Origin of the sequence: Pseudoalteromonas sp. bablab_jr010 (genome assembly GCF_016464105.1) — a bacterium.
GTDB classification, from domain to species: Bacteria; Pseudomonadota; Gammaproteobacteria; order Enterobacterales; family Alteromonadaceae; genus Pseudoalteromonas; species Pseudoalteromonas simplex.
Map to the genome: position 1 here is coordinate 1 of NZ_JACDWV010000077.1, position 417 is coordinate 417.

General features: G+C 42.7%; 1 pseudogene. It reads left to right on the forward strand.

The features are described 5' to 3' along the window. Nucleotides 1-417 (forward strand): annotated as a pseudogene (locus tag JIG37_RS06825) (DEAD/DEAH box helicase); the annotation flags it as partial.

The window sequence follows — 417 nt, forward strand, 5'->3', positions numbered from 1 at the left end:
CTGTATTGTTGACTACTTTGGCGTATTTGACGATGCAGCAAAAGCACTAGAGTTTGACGAAGAAAGCGTACAACAAGTTATTTCTAACCTAAGTGAGTTACGCGTCAAACTACCAAAAGCAATGACTGATACGCTAGCCCATTTTGAAGGTGTAGACAGAGCTATTGAGGGATTTGAAGGCCTAGAGGCCGCACAGAACGCTATAAGCACCGATGATAAGAAAGACGCCTTTGCGCTAGATTTTAAATACTTGGCTAAGCTTTGGGAGTCGCTTTCACCTGATAGTGTACTTGATGAATACAACGAAGATTACAAATGGCTAGCCCAGGTTTATGAGTCGGTAAAACCTGCCTCAGATAACATTGGTAAGTTGTTATGGCTAACGCTAGGCGCACAAACAACACAACTCATACACGA